The 20,033-nt window shown below is 65.1% G+C and carries 21 protein-coding genes; 12 read left to right on the forward strand and 9 right to left on the reverse strand.

Translation table 11 applies throughout. The annotated features are described in order from the left end of the window. The first annotated feature begins 65 nt into the window (after positions 1-65). Positions 66-2,609 carry a DUF4175 domain-containing protein gene (locus ACN0YL_RS02585; protein ID WP_417496923.1) on the forward strand — a complete coding sequence of 848 codons (2,544 nt, stop codon included), beginning with the start codon at positions 66-68 and terminating at the stop codon, positions 2,607-2,609. Positions 2,610-2,634: 25 nt separating this feature from the next. On the opposite strand, the gene ACN0YL_RS02590 is transcribed toward ACN0YL_RS02585, so the two are convergent. Beyond that, positions 2,635-3,402, reverse strand: a complete 768-nt coding sequence (locus tag ACN0YL_RS02590) for an MJ0042-type zinc finger domain-containing protein (protein ID WP_417490690.1) — start codon at positions 3,400-3,402, stop codon at positions 2,635-2,637. A 50-nt stretch (positions 3,403-3,452) separates the two neighbouring features. On the opposite strand from ACN0YL_RS02590, the gene ftsE reads away from it, so the two are divergent. The 5 genes from ftsE (at position 3,453) to ACN0YL_RS02615 (ending at position 7,577) form a co-directional block, all read left to right on the forward strand. Next, positions 3,453-4,244 carry a cell division ATP-binding protein FtsE gene (gene ftsE / locus ACN0YL_RS02595; protein ID WP_417490847.1) on the forward strand — a complete coding sequence of 264 codons (792 nt, stop codon included), beginning with the start codon at positions 3,453-3,455 and terminating at the stop codon, positions 4,242-4,244. Further along, on the forward strand, positions 4,237-5,142 hold the full coding sequence (locus ACN0YL_RS02600; RefSeq protein WP_417496924.1) for a cell division protein FtsX: 906 nt from the start codon (positions 4,237-4,239) through the stop codon (positions 5,140-5,142). The genes ftsE and ACN0YL_RS02600 overlap by 8 nt, the downstream gene beginning before the upstream one ends. A 100-nt stretch (positions 5,143-5,242) precedes the next feature. Continuing rightward, on the forward strand, positions 5,243-5,833 hold the full coding sequence (locus ACN0YL_RS02605; protein ID WP_417467217.1) for a YdcF family protein: 591 nt from the start codon (positions 5,243-5,245) through the stop codon (positions 5,831-5,833). Next, positions 5,830-6,570: a lysophospholipid acyltransferase family protein gene (locus ACN0YL_RS02610; RefSeq protein ID WP_417496925.1), complete on the forward strand. Its 741-nt coding sequence runs from the start codon at positions 5,830-5,832 to the stop codon at positions 6,568-6,570. The genes ACN0YL_RS02605 and ACN0YL_RS02610 overlap by 4 nt, the downstream gene beginning before the upstream one ends. Continuing rightward, on the forward strand, positions 6,567-7,577 hold the full coding sequence (locus ACN0YL_RS02615) for a DUF2125 domain-containing protein (RefSeq protein ID WP_417496926.1): 1,011 nt from the start codon (positions 6,567-6,569) through the stop codon (positions 7,575-7,577). The genes ACN0YL_RS02610 and ACN0YL_RS02615 overlap by 4 nt, the downstream gene beginning before the upstream one ends. A gap of 3 nt (positions 7,578-7,580) precedes the next feature. On the opposite strand, the gene hisC is transcribed toward ACN0YL_RS02615, so the two are convergent. After that, entirely contained in the window at positions 7,581-8,669 is a 1,089-nt protein-coding gene (hisC, locus tag ACN0YL_RS02620; protein WP_417496927.1) for a histidinol-phosphate transaminase, read from the reverse strand. Positions 8,670-8,678: 9 nt separating this feature from the next. Then, positions 8,679-9,437: a class I SAM-dependent methyltransferase gene (locus ACN0YL_RS02625; RefSeq protein WP_417496928.1), complete on the reverse strand. Its 759-nt coding sequence runs from the start codon at positions 9,435-9,437 to the stop codon at positions 8,679-8,681. Between the two features lie 73 nt (positions 9,438-9,510). Between ACN0YL_RS02625 and gloB the strand changes: the two genes are divergently transcribed. Both gloB and ACN0YL_RS02635 read left to right on the forward strand, forming a co-directional pair. Beyond that, complete coding sequence (gloB, locus tag ACN0YL_RS02630; RefSeq protein WP_417496929.1) at positions 9,511-10,281, forward strand: hydroxyacylglutathione hydrolase; 771 nt, start codon at positions 9,511-9,513, stop codon at positions 10,279-10,281. Continuing rightward, the gene (locus tag ACN0YL_RS02635; RefSeq protein ID WP_417490683.1) at positions 10,281-10,727 is read left to right on the forward strand and encodes a cupin domain-containing protein; all 447 of its coding nucleotides are present in this window, start codon (positions 10,281-10,283) and stop codon (positions 10,725-10,727) included. Before gloB ends, ACN0YL_RS02635 begins: the two co-directional genes overlap by 1 nt. Here the strand turns inward: ACN0YL_RS02635 and ACN0YL_RS02640 are convergent, their stop codons facing one another. Continuing rightward, entirely contained in the window at positions 10,728-11,462 is a 735-nt protein-coding gene (locus ACN0YL_RS02640) for a DUF4908 domain-containing protein (RefSeq protein WP_417496930.1), read from the reverse strand. It lies immediately after the preceding gene. Positions 11,463-11,520: 58 nt separating this feature from the next. After that, on the reverse strand, positions 11,521-12,246 hold the full coding sequence (gene phbB, locus ACN0YL_RS02645; protein ID WP_417496931.1) for an acetoacetyl-CoA reductase: 726 nt from the start codon (positions 12,244-12,246) through the stop codon (positions 11,521-11,523). A 159-nt stretch (positions 12,247-12,405) separates the two neighbouring features. On the opposite strand from phbB, the gene phaR reads away from it, so the two are divergent. Then, positions 12,406-13,014: a polyhydroxyalkanoate synthesis repressor PhaR gene (phaR, locus tag ACN0YL_RS02650; protein WP_417496932.1), complete on the forward strand. Its 609-nt coding sequence runs from the start codon at positions 12,406-12,408 to the stop codon at positions 13,012-13,014. 344 nt (positions 13,015-13,358) lie between these two features. Beyond that, complete coding sequence (locus tag ACN0YL_RS02655; RefSeq protein ID WP_417496933.1) at positions 13,359-13,685, forward strand: hypothetical protein; 327 nt, start codon at positions 13,359-13,361, stop codon at positions 13,683-13,685. Positions 13,686-13,764: 79 nt separating this feature from the next. On the opposite strand, the gene ACN0YL_RS02660 is transcribed toward ACN0YL_RS02655, so the two are convergent. Together ACN0YL_RS02660 and ACN0YL_RS02665 are read right to left on the reverse strand one after the other, a co-directional pair. Next, positions 13,765-14,163: a hypothetical protein gene (locus ACN0YL_RS02660; protein ID WP_417490679.1), complete on the reverse strand. Its 399-nt coding sequence runs from the start codon at positions 14,161-14,163 to the stop codon at positions 13,765-13,767. A gap of 121 nt (positions 14,164-14,284) precedes the next feature. Then, on the reverse strand, positions 14,285-15,022 hold the full coding sequence (locus tag ACN0YL_RS02665; protein WP_417496934.1) for a glycosyltransferase family 2 protein: 738 nt from the start codon (positions 15,020-15,022) through the stop codon (positions 14,285-14,287). A gap of 102 nt (positions 15,023-15,124) precedes the next feature. Between ACN0YL_RS02665 and ACN0YL_RS02670 the strand changes: the two genes are divergently transcribed. Next, complete coding sequence (locus ACN0YL_RS02670) at positions 15,125-17,017, forward strand: ArnT family glycosyltransferase (protein ID WP_417496935.1); 1,893 nt, start codon at positions 15,125-15,127, stop codon at positions 17,015-17,017. Beyond that, positions 17,001-17,909, forward strand: coding sequence for a hydroxymethylglutaryl-CoA lyase (locus tag ACN0YL_RS02675; RefSeq protein ID WP_417496936.1), 909 nt, complete (start codon positions 17,001-17,003; stop codon positions 17,907-17,909). Before ACN0YL_RS02670 ends, ACN0YL_RS02675 begins: the two co-directional genes overlap by 17 nt. Here ACN0YL_RS02675 and ACN0YL_RS02680 read toward each other — a convergent pair. Beyond that, positions 17,900-18,805: a glycosyltransferase family 2 protein gene (locus ACN0YL_RS02680; protein WP_417496937.1), complete on the reverse strand. Its 906-nt coding sequence runs from the start codon at positions 18,803-18,805 to the stop codon at positions 17,900-17,902. The two genes, ACN0YL_RS02675 and ACN0YL_RS02680, sit on opposite strands and share 10 nt — an antisense overlap. Continuing rightward, a complete protein-coding gene (locus tag ACN0YL_RS02685) occupies positions 18,802-20,016 on the reverse strand; it encodes an O-antigen ligase family protein (protein WP_417496938.1) in 1,215 nt (404 codons plus the stop codon). The genes ACN0YL_RS02680 and ACN0YL_RS02685 overlap by 4 nt, the downstream gene beginning before the upstream one ends. Positions 20,017-20,033: the final 17 nt, after the last annotated feature.

Raw genomic sequence — 20,033 nt, forward strand, 5'->3', positions numbered from 1 at the left:
TCACTTCAACAAAACGTAATGCTTGCCGCGCTATCCGGCGCGCCGCAGCGTGCTAGATTTACGCCATGCACCGTCGGTCCCTGATCGTCGCATGGTGCGCTCTCATGTGGGAGCGCGCTGTGCCCGTGGTCTGGCCAGGCCTTGCCTGGGCAGCGAGCTTTGCCGTGCTCGCCCTGCTGGGACTGTGGGAGACCATCGGCGATCCCTGGCGTGCGATCTATGCGCTCGCCAGCCTCGCAGCCGCGATCTGGCTCACCCGCAAGGGACTCGCCGGCTTTGCCTGGCCAACGGTCGAGGATCTCGCCCGGCGCGTGGAAGACGATTCCGGAATCGCTGCCCGGCCCCATGAAGCCCTGCTCGACACCCCGCCCACGGCTGACCCCGTCGCATTGCAGGTCTGGCATGAGCACCAGGCCCGCATGGCGCGCCGGCTCGAAAGCGCCCATGCCCGCCGCCCCCGCGCCGCCTGGGCGCGGCAGGATCGCTGGGCCCTGCGCGGCAGTCTGACCCTGGCCCTGTGTGTGTCCTGGCTCATGGCCGGGCCCGCAGCGCAGGACCGTCTCGGCGAGGCTTTCAGCCTGACCCCGATCCAGGTCGGCGGGCTTGATGTCAGCGTTGACGCCTGGATCGACCCGCCCGCCTATACCGGCCGCGCGCCGATCTTCCTCAGCGCCGAGACCCGCACGGTGGAAGTGCCTGCCGGATCGACCTTCGTCACCCGCATTGCCGGCAGCCGCCGCCCGCCTGCCCTGACGCGCCGCGATTCCAGCGGTTCCGAACGCGCCACCGCCAGCACGATCGGCGACAGCGTCTGGGATGCGCGGCTGAGCGTGCCGCTCGACGCCAATATCCGCCTCGCCGCAGGCTCAACCCGGCAGAGCTGGACGGTGAATGTGATTCCCGACCGGGCACCGGTTGTACGGCTCCTCGCCGTGCCGGACGCCAATTCGAGCGGCGAGCTCGATCTGCAATTCTCCGTCGTCGACGATTATGGCGCCACCGCCTATGCGCTTGAACTGCGCCCGGAGACCGATCCCGACGCCGCCTGGGAGCGCATCGAGATCACACCGGCCGGGATCACCACGCTCGACACTGAAAACGGCGTGCGCACATTGCTCGAGACCGCGCGCCATCCGCTGGCCGGAAGCCGGGTGACGATCCGGGTCGCGGTCGAGGATGCCGGCGGCAATACCGGCCGCTCGCCCGAACTCGGCATTACCCTGCCGCACCGCGTTTTCCTCAACGCCCTGGCACGCGCCGTCGCCGAACAGCGCCGCACTGTCCTCAATGCCGGCCAGGCCTATGCACCCCTGCCGGCGCGGCCGGTCCTGTATGCCGAGGATGTCGCGCCAGGCATGGCCTATCTCGCCGATGAACCCGAGCGCCGCATCGAGCGCGCGCCGGAAGGCCTGCAAATCGCCGCCCGCGCCCTGGACGCCATCACCGACGCCCCGGCGCGTTTCTTTGATGATGCCGTTGTCTATCTCGGCCTGCGGGCAAGTGTGCAGCGCCTGCGCCGCTCGCGCGAACAGGACGATCTGGACGGCCTGCAGGAAGATTTGTGGCAGATCGCGCTGCGCGCAGAGCTCGGCTCGCTGGCCGATGCCGAAGCCGCCTTGCGTGCTGCCGAGCGCGCCCTGATGGAAGCGCTGGCCCGCGGCGCCGACGAGACCGAACTGGCCGGCCTGTTCGATGCTTTCCAGGAAGCGATGGACAATTACATGGCCGCGATGGCGGCCGAAGCCGCGCGCAGCGGCGAGACCCCCGACCCGAATGCGCAGGAGCTCGACACCTCGTCGCTGCAGGCGATGCTCGATGCCCTGCGTGAGGCTGCCGAGCTGGGCGATACCGCCGATGCGCGCCAGGCCTTGCAGCAATTGAGTGAATTACTGCGCAATATGCAGATGCAGATGGGCCAGGGCTCCGGTGAGGGCGAACAGGACGATCCGATCAACCAGGCAATCCAGGACGCGCTCGAGGAACTCGGCGATGTCATTGGCAGCCAGCGCGATCTGCAGGACCAGACCTTCGGGCTTGGCCAGGAGCAGGACTCGAGCGGGCCATCAACACCGCAATCGGGCGGGCAGCCCGGCCAACAGGACGGCAATATGCCCCAGAGCCTGGCCGAGAACCAGAATGGCGGCGGGGCCAGCGCCCAGTCGCTCGGCGCCATGCAGGGCGAACTGGCGCAGCAATTGGGCCAGGCGCAACAGGCCCTGCCCGATGGCGGCAGCGAGTCCCTCGCCCAGGCTGGGGAATCCATGCGCGCGGCCGCCGATGCGCTTGGTGAAGGCGATGCCGCTGCGGCGCTGGAGGCACAGGAAGAGGCCCTCGCGGGATTGCGCGCGGGTGCCGAGCAATTGGCGCAGGAACTGCTGGAGCGGATGCAGGATGCCCAGGGCGAGGCCGGCCAGGGTCAGGAAGAACGTGACCCGCTCGGACGTCCGTCGGAAGGCGCCTTTGCCGATGGCAGCGGCGTGGAAATCCCCGACGAGATGGCGCGGGCGCGGGCACGCAGCATTCTGGAAGAACTGCGCCGGCGCGCCGCCGAGGCCGGACGTCCCCAGGACGAGCTCGACTATATCGAACGCCTGCTCGACCGGTTCTAGAGCGGCAGCAGCCGCGCCTCAAAAATCAATGATGTCCGGAGTCGGGCCCAGCCGCATGAGTGCCGGCCGCAGCCGTATGTGAATCAGCGGCCGCTTCCGACGTGACGCCGTGCAGCGGTTCTGCATCGGCGACCAGCACCACCTCGACCTGAGCCGAAGCCGGTGGCGGATCGCTGACGACGGTACGGAAGGCGCGCACCTGCCCGGCCGGAACCGCAGGCCCCTGAAGGCCGACACTCCATTCGAGCAGGGATTCACTGCCTTCGTCCCGCAGGATGGCGCGCAGGGCCGGCACCGCGCGGGCGCGGCGATCGAGATTGCTGATCGTGCCCTCGATGACCAGCAGCGGAACACCGTGGGCATTGTCGCGCGTCACCGTCAGCTCCCCGACCGTGAAGCCATAGGGATTCACTTCAGCGCCCATCGCCGCATAGGCCGAGGACGCGCGTGGCCACAGGGTGACGATATCAACCCGGAACATCCAGGAAGCCGTCAGCAACAGGGCGCAGGCGATCGCCAGTCCACCCCAGGCGCCGCCGGCGGCAGCGGCCGACAGGGTGCGGCGCTTCTTGGCCTGGCGCTCGCGGAATGCCGTGTGCGGTTTGCTGTCCGCCACCGCCTCGTCTTCTGGCGGAGCCGGTTGCAGGTCAGGCAGATCCGAGGGATCCTCGGCTTCAGCGGTCCAGACATGAGAACAGGATGCGCAGCGCACGCGGCGGCCATTCAAACCAATCGCATGCGGATCGGCGCGATAGCGCGTAGAACATGAGGGGCAGCTGAGTACTATGCTCATCTGAGTCGCTTACGCCTTGTCCGCTTCACCCGCGCCCATGGAGACATTCCATCGATCCGAGTCTTGCCCAATCGCCCAACAGCGCCGCAGAACCGGTCATCCGCTTCGACAATGTCGGAATGCGGTACGGGCACGGTCCCGAAGTGCTGCGCGATCTCTCATTTGATTTACCACGTGGTTCTTTCCAATTCCTCACCGGACCATCCGGGGCCGGCAAGACGTCATTGCTGCGGCTGATCTATCTCGCCGCCAAGCCGTCAAGCGGGCAAATCTCCTATTTCGGACGCGACGCCGCCGGCCTGACGCGAGAGGAAATGCCCCTGCTGCGGCGACGCATCGGGGTCGTGTTCCAGGAATTTCGTTTGCTCAACCATCTCAGCGTGTTCGACAATGTCGCCCTGCCCCTGCGCATCGCCGGCAAGCGGCGCGCCGACTATGCGGAGGATGTTGCCGAACTGCTGGCCTGGGTCGGACTGGGCGAGAAGATGGATGTGGTGCCGGCAACACTGTCGGGCGGGGAGCAACAGCGCGTCGCCATCGCCCGCGCCGTGGTCGGCCAGCCGGAAATCCTCATCGCCGACGAACCGACCGGCAATGTTGACCCGGAAATGGGCATGCGCCTGCTGCGCCTGTTCGCCGAGCTCAACAAGCTGGGCACGACCATCATCATCGCCACCCATGACCTCTCGCTGGTCCGGATGCTCGATGCCCCCGTGATGTCGCTGTCCAACGGGCATCTGCATATCCGGGCCCCGCGCAGCCAGCGCCAGGCCCAGGCGAGTGCCGACGCGGCCGAGACTGATCACGACACCCACGACACGGAGGCGGACAGCCATGACTAGCCGAGTACCGCCGCCACCGCCCGGAGGCCCGGGTGCCCTGCTGCCGCCGGATTCCGGCCGCGACCGGCCGCTCTTCGTCGTCGCCGCCATCCTGGTCTTTCTCGCCTGCATCGCCGCACTCGGTGCGCGTGGCGCCTGGTTGCAGGCCCAGCGCTGGACCTCCGGTCTCGAGAGCAGCATCACCATCCAGATCCGGCCGGTCGAGGGACGCGACGCCCAGCTCGACGCCGATGAGGCCGCAAACATCGCCCTGACCCTGCCCGGCATTGTCGCCGCGACGGCGCACGACCGGGCCCATGCCGAAGCACTGCTGGCGCCCTGGCTCGGTACCGGCAATCTGCCCGCCGACCTGCCGCTGCCGCTGATGGTCGAAGTCCGGCTCGACCCGGCCCAACCGGCACCCGGCGAAGGGCTGCAGGCCGCACTCGACGCCGCCGGCCTCACCGCCACGGTCGACGATAACAGCCGCTGGGCCGGCGCCGTGCGCCGCGCGGCTCGCACCGCCCAGACACTCGGGCTGTCGATGATGCTCTTGCTCGCCGGTGCAGCGGCGGCCGTGGTCGCCTTCGCCGCCCGCGCCAGCCTGGCGGCCCGGATCAATGTGATCGATGCCCTGCACATCTGCGGCGCCGAGGACCGTTTCGTCGCCGGCCTGTTCGAGCGCCGCTTTTTCATGCTCGGACTGAAAGCCGGCATTGCCGGTGCCGTCTGCGCCGGACTGGTCGCCATCGCCGCCAGTCTTGGCCAGGGCCCGGCCGACATGGCTTTCTTCCTGCCGCACTGGGCGATGGACCCGTTTGAGCTCGCCCTGCTGCTGCTCGCCCCGCTGCTGGCCGGCGTGACCGCCGCCGTCTCGGCCCGGCTCGCTGTCGCTGCCGACTTGCGGGGACGCTGGTAATGGCCAAAATCGGCCTCAATCGCAGCAATAAGTGGTGCTCCGGCATTGCCGCCGGTCCGGGCATGACCTCTCATGCCGTCACGCAAGGGCGAGTGAAGGCATGAAACACGGCATCGGCATCTTGCGGGCATTGGCATTTTCAGCCGTGGCAGCCAGCATTATCGGCTTCGCCGCCTATGCCGGAACCGTAACGGGCTATGACCTGCCCGACGACACGCTGGGCGCTGACGGCATTGTGGTGCTGACCGGCGACCAGGGGCGGCTGACAGCCGGCGCGCAATTATTGCAGGACGGGCGATCAGGGCATCTGCTGATCTCCGGCGTCCACCCCTCGGTGACGACCGAGGAGTTGCGGGCCCATACCAGCCTGTCCGATGCGCAATTCACCTGCTGCGTTGAACTCGGCCGCCAGGCCACCGACACGGTCGGCAATGCCCGCGAAACCGCACAATGGGTGCGCGCGAACGGTTATCAGCGCTTGATCATCGTCACCTCAGACTATCATCTGCCGCGCAGTCTGATCGAGATGGACATGGTGATGCCCGATATTGAATTCATTCCCTATCCCGTGCGCACGACGCCGCCCTGGCGCAATCCGCGCGCGGCCCGGCTCTGGGTCCAGGAATACGCCAAATACACCACGGTCTGGATCGGCCGGGCGCTGTTTCCGGCCGCAGGCGATGTGTCATGAACGCCATACGTTCGATCATTTTCCAGATCTACATGTACGGCCTGATGGCGATCATGGGACTGGCGGGCACGCCGCTGCTGCTCGGACCGCGCCGCTGGGCGCGCAATTATCTGCGGCTCTATCTTGCCATCATCTGGTTTGGCCTGCGCTGGATCTGCGGCGTCCGCTTTGAGGTGCGTGGCCGTGAAAACCTGCCCGCAGGCGGCGCACTTGTCGCCTCCAAGCATCAGAGCATGTGGGAGACCCTGGCCTTCTGGGGCATCCTCGACGATCCGGCGATCATCCTGAAACGCTCGCTGATCTTCATGCCCTTCTTCGGCTGGTTCGCGGTCAAGCTCGGCAATATCAATGTCGACCGGACGGCCGGCTCGAAAGCCCTGCGCAAGATGCTGCGCGATGCGGCCACCCGCGGCAGCGAGGGCCGGCAGGTGTTGATTTTCCCGGAGGGCACGCGCGTTGACCCCGGCGAGCACCCGGACTTCAAGCCCGGGATTGCCGGGCTGTACGGATCGATGAACCTGCCTTGTGTGCCGGTCGCGCTCAATTCCGGCGTCCATTTGCATCCCTATTGCGGATTGAAAAAGCCCGGCCTGATCGTCGTCGAATTCCTCGAGCCGATCGCCCCGGGATTACCCAAGGCCCAATTCATGCAAACCCTGCATGAGCGGATCAATACGGCGGCTGATGCCCTGTTGGAACAGCCCGTCCAAGCGCCCAGCCGGGAGAAGATTGCGTGAGAGTTCCAAGGCGTTTCCTGTTTCCCGCACTCGGCGTTCTCGCCGTGCTGGTGCTCTATACGGCCTATTGGCTGCACGCGAAGAGCACGATCGAACGTGAAGTGGGTGTCTGGATCGCGCGCCAGGAAAGCGCCGGATACACCATCGAACAGGACCGCCTGCGCGTCACCGGCTTTCCCTACCGCTTCCAGGTCGAAGTCAGCGCGCCGCAATTCCAGGCCCCGCAAAGCGATGGCGGCTGGACCGCGCGGCTCGACATGCTCAAGGCGCACGCGCTGTTCTATGACTTCCGCCACTGGATCATCGAGTTCGACGGACCGCTCTGGCTCGACTACGACGCCGGCACGCCGACCTCGCTGGAAATCGATGCCTCGTTGGCCCTGGTCAGCCTCGTCAGCAATAGCGTTGGCGAGACGGTCCGGATCGGCGCCGAATTCGACGATCTCCTGATCGAGACCCGCTCCGGCGATGCGCCTGGCATCGAAGCCGTCGGGAAACTCCTGTTCTCCGGCCTGGTTGCCGAGGACAACACCCTGCGCATCCGTCTGGAGGCGACCGGTCTTTCCATCAGCGAGGATGCAGTTTCACCGGAAGTCGGGCGCACATTCGGCCGTGGCGCCGACCTGGCGCGGATGGACCTGACTGTGACCGAATGGGCGACCCTGGCCAGTGATGCCGATGCCGGGGCGTGGAGCCGGGCCGGCGGCCAGTTGCAGATCGCCGAGTCGGTGCTGGAATGGGGACCGGCCCACCTGTCCGGCGTCGGAGAATTCACCCTTGACCGTATGGCCCTGCCAGACGGTCGCCTGTCGCTGCACATCACGGACCCGGACGCGCTTGCCGACGCATTGGTGCAGGCGCGACTGGTGCCGGCGGAGAACGAGCAGGCCCTGCGCCTGGCGGCGATGATGGCGCCCCGCGGGCCCGATGGCGTCGCCCTGCCCTTCCGGGTTCGCGATGGCGGTGTCTATCTCGGCCCGGTCAGGCTCGGCGATCTGGAGAACTGACGCCTAGCGTCCCATGAAGTCGGCAAGCGCTTCGACGACCCGCCGGTTTTCCGCTTCCTTGCCCACCGTGATCCGCAGCGCATTCTTGAGGCCATAGGGCGCAACGCCGCGCACGATCAGGCCTCGCTGCGTCAGGTAGGCATCGGCATCGGCCGCGGTCTTGCCGGCGGTTTGCGGGAAATGCACCAGCACGAAATTGCAGACGCTGGGCGTCACTTCCAGCCCGAGTCCACCAAGTTGCTGACGCAGGAAATCGACCCAGATCGCATTATGCTGTGCCGAGCGTTGCATGAATTCACGATCGGCAATCGCCGCCGCACCGGCCTCGATCGCCGGCAGATTGACGTTGAACGGGCCGCGCACCCGGTTGAGGACATCGACAATCGTCTTCGCGCCATAACCCCAGCCCAGGCGCAGCCCGGCCAGACCATGGATCTTGGAGAAGGTCCGGGTGACGAAGACATCGTCGCGCTCGCGCGCCAGCGCCATGCCGGGATCATAATCCCCGGCGTCAACGAATTCGGCATAGGCGGCATCGAGCACCAGCAAGGTCGTCGGCGGCAGGGCGTCGCGCAGACGGCGCACTTCGGCGTCGGAGATATAAGTGCCGGTCGGATTGTTCGGGTTGGCGATGAAGACGATTTTGGTGTCCTCGCCCGCCGCAGCAATCACGGCGTCCACATCGGTGGTATAGCCGCGCTCCGGTGCCGAGACGAGGCGCGCGCCGCACTGCATCGCCACCAGACGGTAAACCAGGAAGCCGTATTCCGACTGCACCACCTTGTCGCCGGCATCGAGATAGGCGCGCCCCAATAATTGCAGGATTTCGTCAGAACCGGTACCGCAAACGATATGGTCGGCATCGAGCCCTTCTTCACGGGCGATCGCCTCGCGCAGCAGGCCGGCGCCGCCATCGGGATAGCGATGCAGGCGCGCGCCGGCCTGTTCAAAGGCCGCAACGGCCTTGAGCGAGCAGCCGAGCGCATTCTCGTTCGACGACAATTTGGCCGGATTGGCCACACCCGGCGCATCGGCGGCGCCCGGCTTGTAGGGCTGGATGTCGAGAATGCCGGCGCGCGGTTCGATGGCCATGTAATTACCTCAGCTGTCCGAAAGGTCGGAAGGATTGTCGTGACGGGATAGCGCGGGGCGGGTTTGCGCTTCAAGGGGCTTGCGGCGGGCGGGCGCAGTTGAGGGCCGCGGCCGCAGCGCCATGGTACGTTTTACGGCCTCGACCAGGATGACACCGCCGAGCGCGGGCCAGACGCGTTCACCGGTCTCCTCCCACATCCGCGCAATCCGCGTCTGCGTGCTCCACTTCCACGGCGGCGTATACAGCGCGCGCGACCAGGCCGTGGGCTCGAACAGGGCATCATCAAGCAATTGCGACAGCTGGGCGCGTGAAAAGGGCCGGCCATGACCGAAAGGAGTTGAGTCGAGCCAGGCCCAGATGCCCGAACGCGCGGCAGTGACAATGACTACCCGCCCTTCCGGCGCCAGGACACGCCAGATCTCGCGCAGTGTCGCCTGCAGCGAATCCGCTTCCTCCAGCGCATGCACCAGCAGGACACGGTCAAACAGGGCCTCGGGAAAGGGCAGATGCGTCTCGTCGCCCAGGGCAATGCCCGAACAGGCGCCGGTGGCGACCACCGCGCCCTGGGCCGCCGGCATGAAACAGATGCTGCGCCGGGCACTGCTCCGGTAAGGTTCGAGATAGGGGGTGGCAAAGCCGAGACCAAGCAGGTCCAGATCCTTGGCGTCAGGCCAGATTGCAGTCAGCCGGCGGCCGATCATCTCGCGCGCCACCAAGCCCTGGCGGCTGCGATAAAAGCGGTCCAGTTCGAGAGCTTCGCGACGCACCCTTCACACTCTCCTCGTTTCGCCCGATCATGGGGCTTGCAGCGCAACACTAACCAAAGCGGCGAAATCGACAATGAGCGAACTGAGCATCCGGCAATTTCCCTGCCTGTCCGACAATTACGGCTTTCTGGTCCATGATGCGGCCAGCGGCGAGACCGCGACGATCGACACGCCCGATCCCGACCGTATCCTCGCCGAGGCGAAGGCGGCCGGCTGGACCATCACCCAGATCTGGAACACGCATCACCATTTCGACCATGCCGGCGGCAATACCGCGATCAAGGCAGCGACCGGCGCGCGCATTGTCGCGCCCGCCTATGAGAGCGACCGCATCCCGGACATCGACCAGCCGGTCAGCGAAGGCGACAGTGTCCGGCTCGGCGGAGTCGAGGCGAAGGTGGCATTCATGCCGGGCCATACCAGCGGTCATATTGTCTATCTCCTGCCCGGCGAGCATGTCGCCTTTGTCGGCGATACCCTGTTTGCGCTCGGCTGCGGCCGCCTGTTCGAGGGCACGCCGGAGCAGATGTGGCACAGCCTGTCACGCCTGGCGGCCCTGCCCGACGACACCGTGGTCTATTGCGCCCACGAATACACCCAGGCCAATGCCCGCTTCGCGCTGACGGTTGATCCGGACAATGCCGAATTACAGGCCTACGCCGCCGGGGTTGACGCGAAGCGGTCGCGCGGCGAGGCGACCGTGCCGACGACGATCGGCGCCGAAAAGGCGGCCAATCCCTTCCTGCGCGCCGCCGACCCGGCGATCCGCGCCCGCCTCGGCCTGGCCGATGCCGGCGATGTCGCGGTGTTCGCCGAGATCCGCCGCCGCAAGGATTCGTTCTGATGCCCGGCGCTGCAGCCATCATCGAGGCTCTGGCCATGCAGCCCCACCCCGAGGGTGGCTGGTATGTCGAGACCTGGCGCGATGGCCCGGGGCCGGACGGTCGCACGCGTGGAACGGCGATCTACTATCTGCTTGAGGCGGGCGAGCGTTCACACTGGCACCGGGTCGACGCGACAGAGATCTGGCACTGGTATGGGGGTGCGGCGCTGGAACTCGGGATCAGTGCAGACGGGGTGCAACAGAGCCGGCTTGATCTGGGACCGGATATCGCCGCCGGCCAGCGTCCGCAGCAGATCGTGCCGCCGGGCGTGTGGCAGAGTGCGCGTTCGCGCGGCGCCTGGACTCTGGTTGGCTGCACGGTGACGCCGGGCTTTGAATTTTCCGGCTTCGAGATGGCCCCGCCGGGCTGGAGCCCGGCGGCAGGTAGTGGCATTGGCACAAGCTGATCAGGTCGCCTGGTCCTCGGTCATCAGGGCGCGGGCGATATAGGCCGACGAGGAGCGGCCGGCAAAACCGTATTCCGGCGCAATGACAACGATCAGACTATTGTCGCGGCGGTAGGCCGCCGGCTGATCGCCAATCGAGATATCGACACGTTCAATGCCCCGCAGACGGCGGCGGTCATTGCGCAGTGACCGGAAAGCCAGGGCGATCATCTGCAGGCTGTCATACTGCACGCCCAGTCCGGCGCGCGGCGCCGGCGCATAGCCGACTGAAATATTCCGGTTCAGATCGGCCGAGAGCTCGTTGACGAGTTCCTCGGCCTGCAAGCGGACTTCCTCGGCCGAACGCGGTGCCGGTGCGAGCCCGCGCGCTTCGCTGGCGAAATCGGCGATCACCCCGTTGGGGGCATCAGCGGGAAAATAGGTTGCGCCACCCAGACCGGTCAGCCGGATGACCTCGCGGCCGGTATCGGTCACATAGGCGGTACCGCCGCCGGGTGCCCGGTTGGCAAACAGCACCAGGACCTCACGGGTCGGATCATCACGCTCGCGCAGCAGGGCCACTGTGCCCGAGCGGTCGAACAGGAAGAACTCGCCGGTGTCTGCGCGCTGGTACCAGCCGACAGTTTCCTCGGCGCGTTCATTGCGCAGCAGACGGTCCCGCAACGGGTTCTGGAACCCGATGGCAGCGCCGGCGCACAGGGCCGCAGTGAGTATTACGATAAGAAATCGGGTCATTGAGCTCAGCATTGACACTGGCAAGACGGCATTTTTTGGGCAAGGGCCCGCGAGACCGTCATGCCATGTACTGCCCGCCATTGATGGTCAGGACGGAACCGGTCATGAAACCGGCAGCGTCGGAGGCCAGATAGGCCACCAGGGCACCGACTTCCGAGGCTTCACCCAGCCGGTTGACCGGAATGGCGCCGATGATGGATTGCAACACATTCGCCGGCACCGCCGCCACCATGTCGGTATTGATATAGCCCGGCGCGATGCAGTTGACGGTAATGCCCTTGCGCGCCGTCTCCTGCGCCAGAGCCTTGGTAAACCCGATCACCCCGGCCTTGGCAGCAGAATAATTGACCTGGCCCATCTGGCCCTTCTGGCCATTGATCGACGAGATATTGATGATGCGGCCAAAGCCGCGTTCACGCATGCCCTCGATGACCGGATGGGTCATGTTGAACATCGAGCTGAGATCAACCCGGATGACATCATTCCACTGCTGGGGTGTCATTTTGTGGAACATGCTGTCGCGGGTGATACCGGCATTATTGACCAGGATATCGAAGGGGGCGCCGGCCAGGGCCTCGGCCTCGGCGAGACCACGGACACAGGACTCATGATCGCCAACATCCCAGCAGGCCGTCGCAATCCCGGTTTCGGCATTGAAGGCACGGGCGGCTTCTTCATTGCCGGCATGATTGGCAATGACCGTATGGCCGGCAGCCTGGAGCTCAACGCAGATGGCAGCCCCGATACCCCGGGTCCCGCCTGTAACCAGTGCCGTGCGTGTCATATCCAATCCCCAATTTCTTGATCTGGCATTGCATCTTAAGTCTTCGCGCTTGCAGCACACCACTTGCTGAGCGTAAACCGTAATGAAATAGGTGCGCGCCCATGTCGAGCGAATTGCGACATTGGACTACGCATTTTACACCAGCACGAGGAATGCGCTGTGACCAAATCGAAAAGCGGCAAAGGCGAAATCGTCATCAAGAAGTACGCCAATCGGCGCCTTTATGACACTTCGACCAGCCAATATGTAACGCTCGACCACTTGCGCGATCTCGTGAAAAAGGGCGTGGATTTCGAGGTGATCGATGCAAAGAGCGGCGAAGACCTCACCCATGGCGTGCTGGCACAAATCATTTTTGAAGAAGAATCCCGCGGCGCCAATCTGTTGCCGGTTGATTTCCTGCGGCAGCTGATCGGCTTCTATGGCGACAGCCTGCAAAATGTCGTGCCGGGCTATCTGCAGATGTCGATGAATAATTTCACGCAACAGCAGGAAGAATATCGCACCAAGGTCGGCGATGCGATGATGTCGCCGCAAGCCACCATGGCGCTGATCGAGGAACAGACGCGGCGCAATATGGAAGCCTTCGGCAACACCATGCGCATGTTCACCCCCTTCGTGGCGGCGACCACGCCGGAAGCGGAAGCGGCCGAAGCTCCGGCCGATCCGGTCGCCGGTACGGAGAGCGAGGCTGACATGGCGCAGATGCGCGAGGAACTCGACGACATGCGCGCCAAGCTCGACCAGCTCCTCAAGAAGCAGAAGTAGCCGCCCCGCCCACCGGGGCACTGGCGTGAGGCCATTGGCGGCCGGAAAAGCCCCGTTCATCGCGGTCGGCCGTCCCTTCTGGCGCGGCAGCCTGGTGGGCTGGGTCCGGCCTTGAGGTCGACCTGATGCTCATCCGGGGCGCCGGGCAGCGTCTCACCCGCAAGTGCCGCGGCAGGGCCAATCGGCCCCCGGGGCCACGTTAAGACTTTCGTATCATTTCAGACCAGTGCCGGACGCTGATGGCCCCGATCGGGGCGAAAACACAGCATCCGGTTCGCCTTTGCGACCAGAATCATGGTTAATGAGGTCTTAAAGTCTGGCATCGCCCTTGCGAGGGTATCGATATGATCACGATCCGCAGCCCATATCCTGTCCCGACCCTGACCAACCGGCATATCGAGCCGGCCGGTTCGGCTCGCGGGTCGAATGATCGTCAGCCGCGGCAGGACCGCGCCCAAGCTCCTGTCCCGACCCCACACGTTGCCGCGACCCGCTCGCAGCCGCATGTGCGGGCGCAGGTCGCCCCGGCTGAGCTTATCGTCCAGATCATCTCCGGAGCGCCGCGCCGCGGCATCCGGGCCGAGACCAGCGAGCAGGCCCGCTATCGCCGCGCCTACCAGGATGCGGCACAAAAAAGCGCGCCGCCCCCGATGTGGGAGCGACGCGCCTGATGCTGAGCAGTGAAACCCTTCACCGCCTGGGCTTCTGGTGCGACGCCGCGATTGGCGCCGCACTGGTCTTCGTGCTGCTTTAGGCTTCGCCGCCGACCGCAAGGTCGCGCCGCGCGGCCACCACAGTCACCACGAAGCCGCCAACTGTATCCATCAGCGTCATCAGGGTGAGCAGGAAGAAGGCCGATGTGCCGAACTTCCCGACCAGCAGGAAAAGCGCCATCGCGACAACGAAAACCAGCATGGACAGACCATGATTGATAATGGTCGCTGTGCCCGACCCGGCCGCCTTGATCTGCTCGACAAACAGACACAGCATGCCAAGGATCACGATCAGATCGCCCAGGGGCAGTGCCCACTGGCCTGACGCCATCGGAATATGGAAAACCGGCCCGTTGAGGGCGGTAACCATTGAAGCCTGGTCAGCGCCACCGAGCGTGAAGGCAATAATCACATAGACAATGACCGGAACGGTCATCAGTGGAAATACATTGAACATCGAACTCTTCCCCTTGGCAGGACCGCCTCGCTGTGCGCGATTGGCAGCCATCATACCCAACATTACACCGTTATCCCCGCCACCTGACATAATCAGATCCTCACAATAACTCGTCTGAACCGCGCGGATTCCGCGCACGCGAATTTAACCACATCATTCCCATCATGTCTGTCAAAGAGGCGAAAAGACGGCCAAAATTCGTATATTTCGACGCGCCGATGGTGCGATGACGATGGCTGACCGGCCTGAATTCGCACAGATAACCCTCGCGATTCATCAGCGCCGGCAGGAAGCGATGCTGGTGATCGAAGAAGGGAAGCTCCAGATAAGCCTGCCGTTTGAAGGCCTTGAGACCGCAGCCCGTATCATTGCAATTATCGTTGAGCATGCGCTTGCGGATGCCATTGCCGAAACGCGAGGCGAACTTCTTCCAGGCTGAATCCTGGCGGTTCTGGCTCCGGTCGCCCCCGACAAGCGCCAGATTTTCCGGCGCATCGGCGCGGGTCAGGGCATCAATCACGATCGGCAGTCCGTCCGGCGGGTTCTGGCCGTCGCCGTCCAGCGTCGCGACAATCGCGCCGCGGGCATGCATCACGCCCGTTCGAACAGAGCGCGACTGGCCGGCATTGTGGCGATGTCCGATCACCCGCAACATCGGCAATTCGCCTTTGGCCGCGATCAGTTCTTCCCGCGTTCCGTCGGTCGAGCAATCATCAACGAAGAGGATCTCGAAATTGCGCCCCGCGAGCGCCTCGGCAATTTCACGCGCCAGCGGCACGACATTGCCAGCCTCGTTATAGGCGGGCACAACGACGGAGATATCAGGGGTTTGGCTCATAAGGATTTCTGCTTGCGCTTGCGGAAAACGGGGTCTGCTTTACATACGCGTCTAGCACATGACGCGAGGGGTTTCACAGCCCCGCGACCATTGGAGACTTTCATGGCCGAGCTGGCGAAGGGAATTCGCGCCTATATCATCATCGGCTTGCTGGCAGCCCTCTCGGCGCTGGCCGGCATTTTCACCATGCCGGCGCTCGACCGCGACGAAAGCCGCTTCGCCCAGGCGACAGCGCAAATGCTCGAAAGCGGCGATTTCGTCCGCATCAATTTTCTCGACGAGGAACGCAACAAGAAGCCCGTCGGCATTCACTGGATGCAGGCCGCCAGCGTCGCCGCCTTCTCCAGCGCCGAGGCGCGCGAGATCTGGGCCTACCGCCTGCCCTCCCTACTGGGCGTGATCCTGGCGGCACTGGCCTGTTTCTGGGGCGGACAGAGGCTGATCGGACGCGAGGCGGCCTTTGCCGGTGCGGCCCTGTTTGCGGTCACTGTCCTGCTGGGCATTGAAGGCGGCATCGCCAAGACCGACGCGATGCTGGTGGGCTGCACGACGCTGGCGATGGCGGCGTTGGCGAATTTGCGCTTTGGCGCGGGCGGCCGGAAGACCGCGATCATCTTCTGGTTCGCCATCGGCCTGGGCGCGCTGATCAAGGGGCCGGTGACGCCGATGGCCGCCGGGCTGGCGCTGATCGTGTTGTTCATCTGGGAGCGCAAGGCGCGCTGGATGAAGCCGCTATTGTTCTGGCCCGGCCCGCTTCTGGCTATTGCCATGGTCCTGCCCTGGCTGATCTCGATCCAGATCGCCACCGATGGGGGTTTCCTGCGCCAGGCGATCGGCGATGACATGGCCCCCAAACTGGTCGGCGCGGCGGAACGCCATGGCGGCATGTTCGGCTATCACCTCCTTCTGCTGCCCCTGCTCTTCTTCCCCGCCATCCTCTTCCTGATCCCCGGTGCCGGACGCGTCGCCAATGCCCTGCGCGGCAAGGACAGCGATCAGGCTGCCGCCGCCGCACGCTTCCTCCTCGCCTGGGCGGTCCCGGTCTGGCTGGTGTTCGAAATCCTGCCGACCAAGCTGCCGCACTACGTCCTGCCCGCCTACCCCGCCCTCGCCCTGATTGCGGGCTGGGGATTGATGGAACTCGCCAAGGCTGCCGCCTGGCAGAAATGGGTCAGCTGGGGATTGTTTGCCTTTGCCGGGCTGGTGTTCGCGATCGTGATGCCGGTGCTGTTTGTCGTCTATGGCAATAATGCCAGCTGGGATGCGGTGCGGCTTTCGCTGGGCGGGTTTGAGGGCGGCTTCCAGCTCGGGCTTGATCCCGCGACGGCAGCGATTGTTTTCCTCACGGCCGCGATCTTCGCCGGGCTGAGCGGTGCGGCGCTTATGGCGGCGCGTGGACGCTCGCTGGTGCTGATGCTGTGCCTTGCCGTCACCGCCGGTCTCGGCTGGCAGGTGATGGCGCGCGGCGCTGCGGCCCCCAACGCCTATGCAGTCCGTCTCGCCGATCAGGTGCGCGCCGCACGCAGCTATTCGCAGACCATCGCCGGCATCGCGCCGGGCGATATCGTCACCGCGTCGTCCTACACCGAACCGAGCTTGGTCTTCTCGCTGGGCACGGACACGATGCTGGGCTCGGCGGAGGAGGCGCTGGCCTTCGCGGAGGGCCGTCAAGACCCGACGATGCTGGTGCTCGACCTTTCGCGGGACGACCAGCTCAAGGCCGACCTCCTTGCCACTGGCCGCACCGCGTTCGAGATTGCCGAGGAAATCACTGAGAATAGCTGGAGACCGGAATTCGCGTCTGCGGCGCCGATTGAGCCACCTTGGGCGAGCGCTGATCGCGAGAGACGCGCCCGACTGAGTTGGACTGAACGGCTACAAGTGTGCCACTTGAGCCTCGCCTCCGGGACCAACTATTCCCGCGGTGACGAGACAGTGTTGGCCATATTCTTCACTCGCTGCCTGCCGGAGCTCCCCAATGACCCGCAAGATTGAAATCGTTGAAGTCGGGCCACGCGATGGCCTGCAGAATGATCCGGTCCTGCTTTCGACCGAGCTGAAAATCGAATTCATCTCGCGGCTGATCGATGCCGGGGTCAACCGGATGGAGGCGGCGAGCTTTGTCCATCCCAAACTGGTGCCGGCGATGGCCGACAGTGCCGAGGTGATGGCGCTGGCACCAAGGCTCGACGGGGTGAAATATATCGGGCTGGCGCTCAATGAGCGCGGCCTGCGGCGGGCGCTCGAGGCCGGCTGCGACGAGATCAATTATGTCATGGTCGCCTCGCCCGGCTTTGGCCTCAGGAACCAGAACGCCACGCCGGAGCAGACCGCCGACCTGTTCGACAAGATCGCCATCCTCGCCCATGACGAGGGCGTGCCGGTTTCGGTGACGGTGTCGGTGGCGTTCGGTGATCCCTTCGATGGCGAGGTCGATCCGAAGATCCTCGGCGAGCTGGCGGCGCGGGCCAGGGCGGCGGGCGCCTGCGAGTTTGCGCTGGGTGATACGATTGGCGTCGCCGATCCGTGGAGCGTGCGCAAGGCGCTCGATATCGTGCGGGCGCAGAGCGGCGATATGCGGCTGCGGATGCATTTCCACAACACGCGCAACACCGCGATGGCGAATATCGCCGCGGCGGTCGATGCCGGCATCGATGTAATCGATGCCTCGTGCGGCGGGATTGGCGGCTGTCCGTTTGCGCCGGCGGCGACGGGCAATGTCGCGACGGAAGACGTGGTTTACATGCTCGAACGCGGCGGGTTCGAGACCGGGATCGACCTTGACCGCATGATCGCGACGGCGAAATGGCTGGAGGATGTAGCGCTGAAACACCCCGTCGACTCAGCCCTCAAGCGCGCCGGCGGATTTCCGAAACCTCAGGCCTGATCGTCGCCATCGCCGCGCGCAACGCGCATCCGGCCGCGAAGCGACAGCCAGACGACGCGCACCCAGATCGCGCCATAGATCGGAACGATGGCCACAATCGTCGCCAGCCGCTGCAGCGGACCGGGATAGAATTTCCAGAAATATTTGACGAAGCCCGCCGCCTTGTGGGTCTCGACCCGCATCGGGCTGGACCGGCTGGTGCCACCAAAATGCAGGATATCGACGCGCGGCTCGAACCAGACCTCGCCGCCGGCCTCGCGAACAGTGCGGCAGATATCGATATCCTCGACATGCAGGAAATAGCGCTCGTCAAAACCGCCAATGGCAAGGAAATCCGCCTTGCGCATCATCAGGGCGGCGCCCGACACGGTCGGTACACGCACCATCGTCTCCGGCAGTTCCCGGCGTTCCCAGTGCAGGCTTTGCAGGCCGGGTATCAGGCGGTCGAGACGCAGGAAGCTGACAGCGGCCGTGTACGGGGTGAGCTCGCCGCGCCGTCCACCGGCCTGTTCGCTGCCATCCTGGTTGAGGATACGCGCACCGATGATCCAGGGCTGCTGTGTCGCCGCCAGCGCCGACTGCTTGAGCTGAAGGGCCGAGCCCGGCGCGAGGATGGCATCGGGATTGAGAAACAGGACCAGCTCTCCGCTCGCGGCCCGGGCGCCGATATTGCAGCCCCTGGAGAAGCCGAGATTGGCATCCGTTTCGATCAGGACAAATTCGGGATGAGATGCCGCCAGCTCGCGCAGGCCCTGCACCACGTCGGGCGGGTTTTCGTGGCTGACCATCACGAACTCGTCGACACCGGGCGCGGCCAGCACAGCGGTGACCGCCTCCATGAGATGCGGGCCGGTCATCCAGGAAACGGTGACGACACTGAGACGGGTCTGGCTCATCGAGCGGGCTTCCGGGCACCGAGAAAAAGAACAGCAGTCGCCGCCAGGGCGGCGGCGGCCTGATGCCACTCTTGCCATGCACCATAGGAGAAAAGAACCAGGCAGACATAGGTGACCAGCACCCAGGCCGCTGCGACTGCCTGGTCCCGGCTCAATCTTGGCGCACTCGCAATGCGCCCCCCGAGGAAGATCAGCGCACAAGACAACAGCACCGCGCCTATGAGGCCTGTCTCTAACCAGACCTGCAGACTGGCGTTGTGCGGGTGAAGTGGCAGCCTCTCAATCTGAAGACCGGCCAGCTCCATCTCGCCGTTCAGCGGTCGCGATGCGTCCAGCCCGTATCCGAACAGCGGTTTTTCCCGGATGAGCTCATTGACATAGGTCCAGATCTCCAGGCGCCAGACCCACGAGAGCGGCAAGAAGTCGCGCAAGGCCGGCGGGATCGCCGCAATCAGCCCCGGCAGCACCACGGGAACGGTCATGACGCCGCCGGCAACAAGTCCGAAAAGACCCGCAATCATGCGGCGGGGCCAGAATGCGGTCACGACCGCAGCGATGCCGCCGGACACGAAAGCAACCGCATTGACCTCGGTCCCGAAACTAATGGCGGCCACGGCGGTTAACAGCATCACCGCCACGCCCACGACCAGCCCGCCTGCGCGATATGCGATCAGGGCGGCCGGGCCGGCGAGCAGCAAGAGCGGCACGGTCGCGTGGCCGAGACCGCGATTGACATAATTCATCACATGCGCTTCCGGCAGCCCATCATAGCCCTCCACCGCGACCTTGTAGGCACGCGTCATGGCGCCGCCGGTCAGGCTCTCGGCGAGCAGGAACAGGCCCAGCGCGATCACCAGGAAGATAATCGATGCCTCGGTGCGGACCTGCCAGCGGCCGCGCAGGCCGCCGATCCGCAAGACCAGCAGGACATAGAGCGGGATGCCGATCAGCGTCTTGGGCAGTTGTTCCGGATTGTCATAGGGCGACCAAAGAAAGCTGATCCCGACCCAGGCCAGAAAGAGACCGGCGAAGACGAGCGACATCGACACCGCGCGCGGCCGCCAGAACCTGGGATCGACGGGAAAGGCGATGATCGCCAGCAGCACCAGAAAGGGCGGCAACAGGCCGGCACCGGCGATGGACCAGGGCAAGGCAAGGACGAAGGCAAGGACCGCCACCCAGCCGACCCTGCCTTGCCCCTTCGCCATCATTGGTGCCGCCTGCCTCA

The organism is Maricaulis sp., from assembly GCF_048269565.1.
In the GTDB taxonomy this organism is placed as follows: Bacteria; Pseudomonadota; Alphaproteobacteria; order Caulobacterales; family Maricaulaceae; genus Maricaulis.

Coding starts and splice junctions, on each gene's coding strand:
- ACN0YL_RS02655 (WP_417496933.1), top strand. CDS start 13,359: ATGATCACGATCCGCAGCCCATATCCTGTCCCGACCCTGACCAACCGG.
- ACN0YL_RS02670 (WP_417496935.1), top strand. CDS start 15,125: ATGGCCGAGCTGGCGAAGGGAATTCGCGCCTATATCATCATCGGCTTG.
- ACN0YL_RS02640 (WP_417496930.1), bottom strand. CDS start 11,462: ATGACCCGATTTCTTATCGTAATACTCACTGCGGCCCTGTGCGCCGGC.
- gloB (WP_417496929.1), top strand. CDS start 9,511: ATGAGCGAACTGAGCATCCGGCAATTTCCCTGCCTGTCCGACAATTAC.
- ACN0YL_RS02610 (WP_417496925.1), top strand. CDS start 5,830: ATGAACGCCATACGTTCGATCATTTTCCAGATCTACATGTACGGCCTG.
- ACN0YL_RS02590 (WP_417490690.1), bottom strand. CDS start 3,402: ATGAGCATAGTACTCAGCTGCCCCTCATGTTCTACGCGCTATCGCGCC.
- ACN0YL_RS02665 (WP_417496934.1), bottom strand. CDS start 15,022: ATGAGCCAAACCCCTGATATCTCCGTCGTTGTGCCCGCCTATAACGAG.
- ACN0YL_RS02685 (WP_417496938.1), bottom strand. CDS start 20,016: ATGATGGCGAAGGGGCAAGGCAGGGTCGGCTGGGTGGCGGTCCTTGCC.
- ACN0YL_RS02585 (WP_417496923.1), top strand. CDS start 66: ATGCACCGTCGGTCCCTGATCGTCGCATGGTGCGCTCTCATGTGGGAG.
- ACN0YL_RS02675 (WP_417496936.1), top strand. CDS start 17,001: ATGACCCGCAAGATTGAAATCGTTGAAGTCGGGCCACGCGATGGCCTG.
- ACN0YL_RS02660 (WP_417490679.1), bottom strand. CDS start 14,163: ATGACCGTTCCGGTCATTGTCTATGTGATTATTGCCTTCACGCTCGGT.
- phbB (WP_417496931.1), bottom strand. CDS start 12,246: ATGACACGCACGGCACTGGTTACAGGCGGGACCCGGGGTATCGGGGCT.
- ACN0YL_RS02635 (WP_417490683.1), top strand. CDS start 10,281: ATGCCCGGCGCTGCAGCCATCATCGAGGCTCTGGCCATGCAGCCCCAC.
- hisC (WP_417496927.1), bottom strand. CDS start 8,669: ATGGCCATCGAACCGCGCGCCGGCATTCTCGACATCCAGCCCTACAAG.
- ACN0YL_RS02680 (WP_417496937.1), bottom strand. CDS start 18,805: ATGAGCCAGACCCGTCTCAGTGTCGTCACCGTTTCCTGGATGACCGGC.
- ACN0YL_RS02600 (WP_417496924.1), top strand. CDS start 4,237: ATGACTAGCCGAGTACCGCCGCCACCGCCCGGAGGCCCGGGTGCCCTG.
- ACN0YL_RS02605 (WP_417467217.1), top strand. CDS start 5,243: ATGAAACACGGCATCGGCATCTTGCGGGCATTGGCATTTTCAGCCGTG.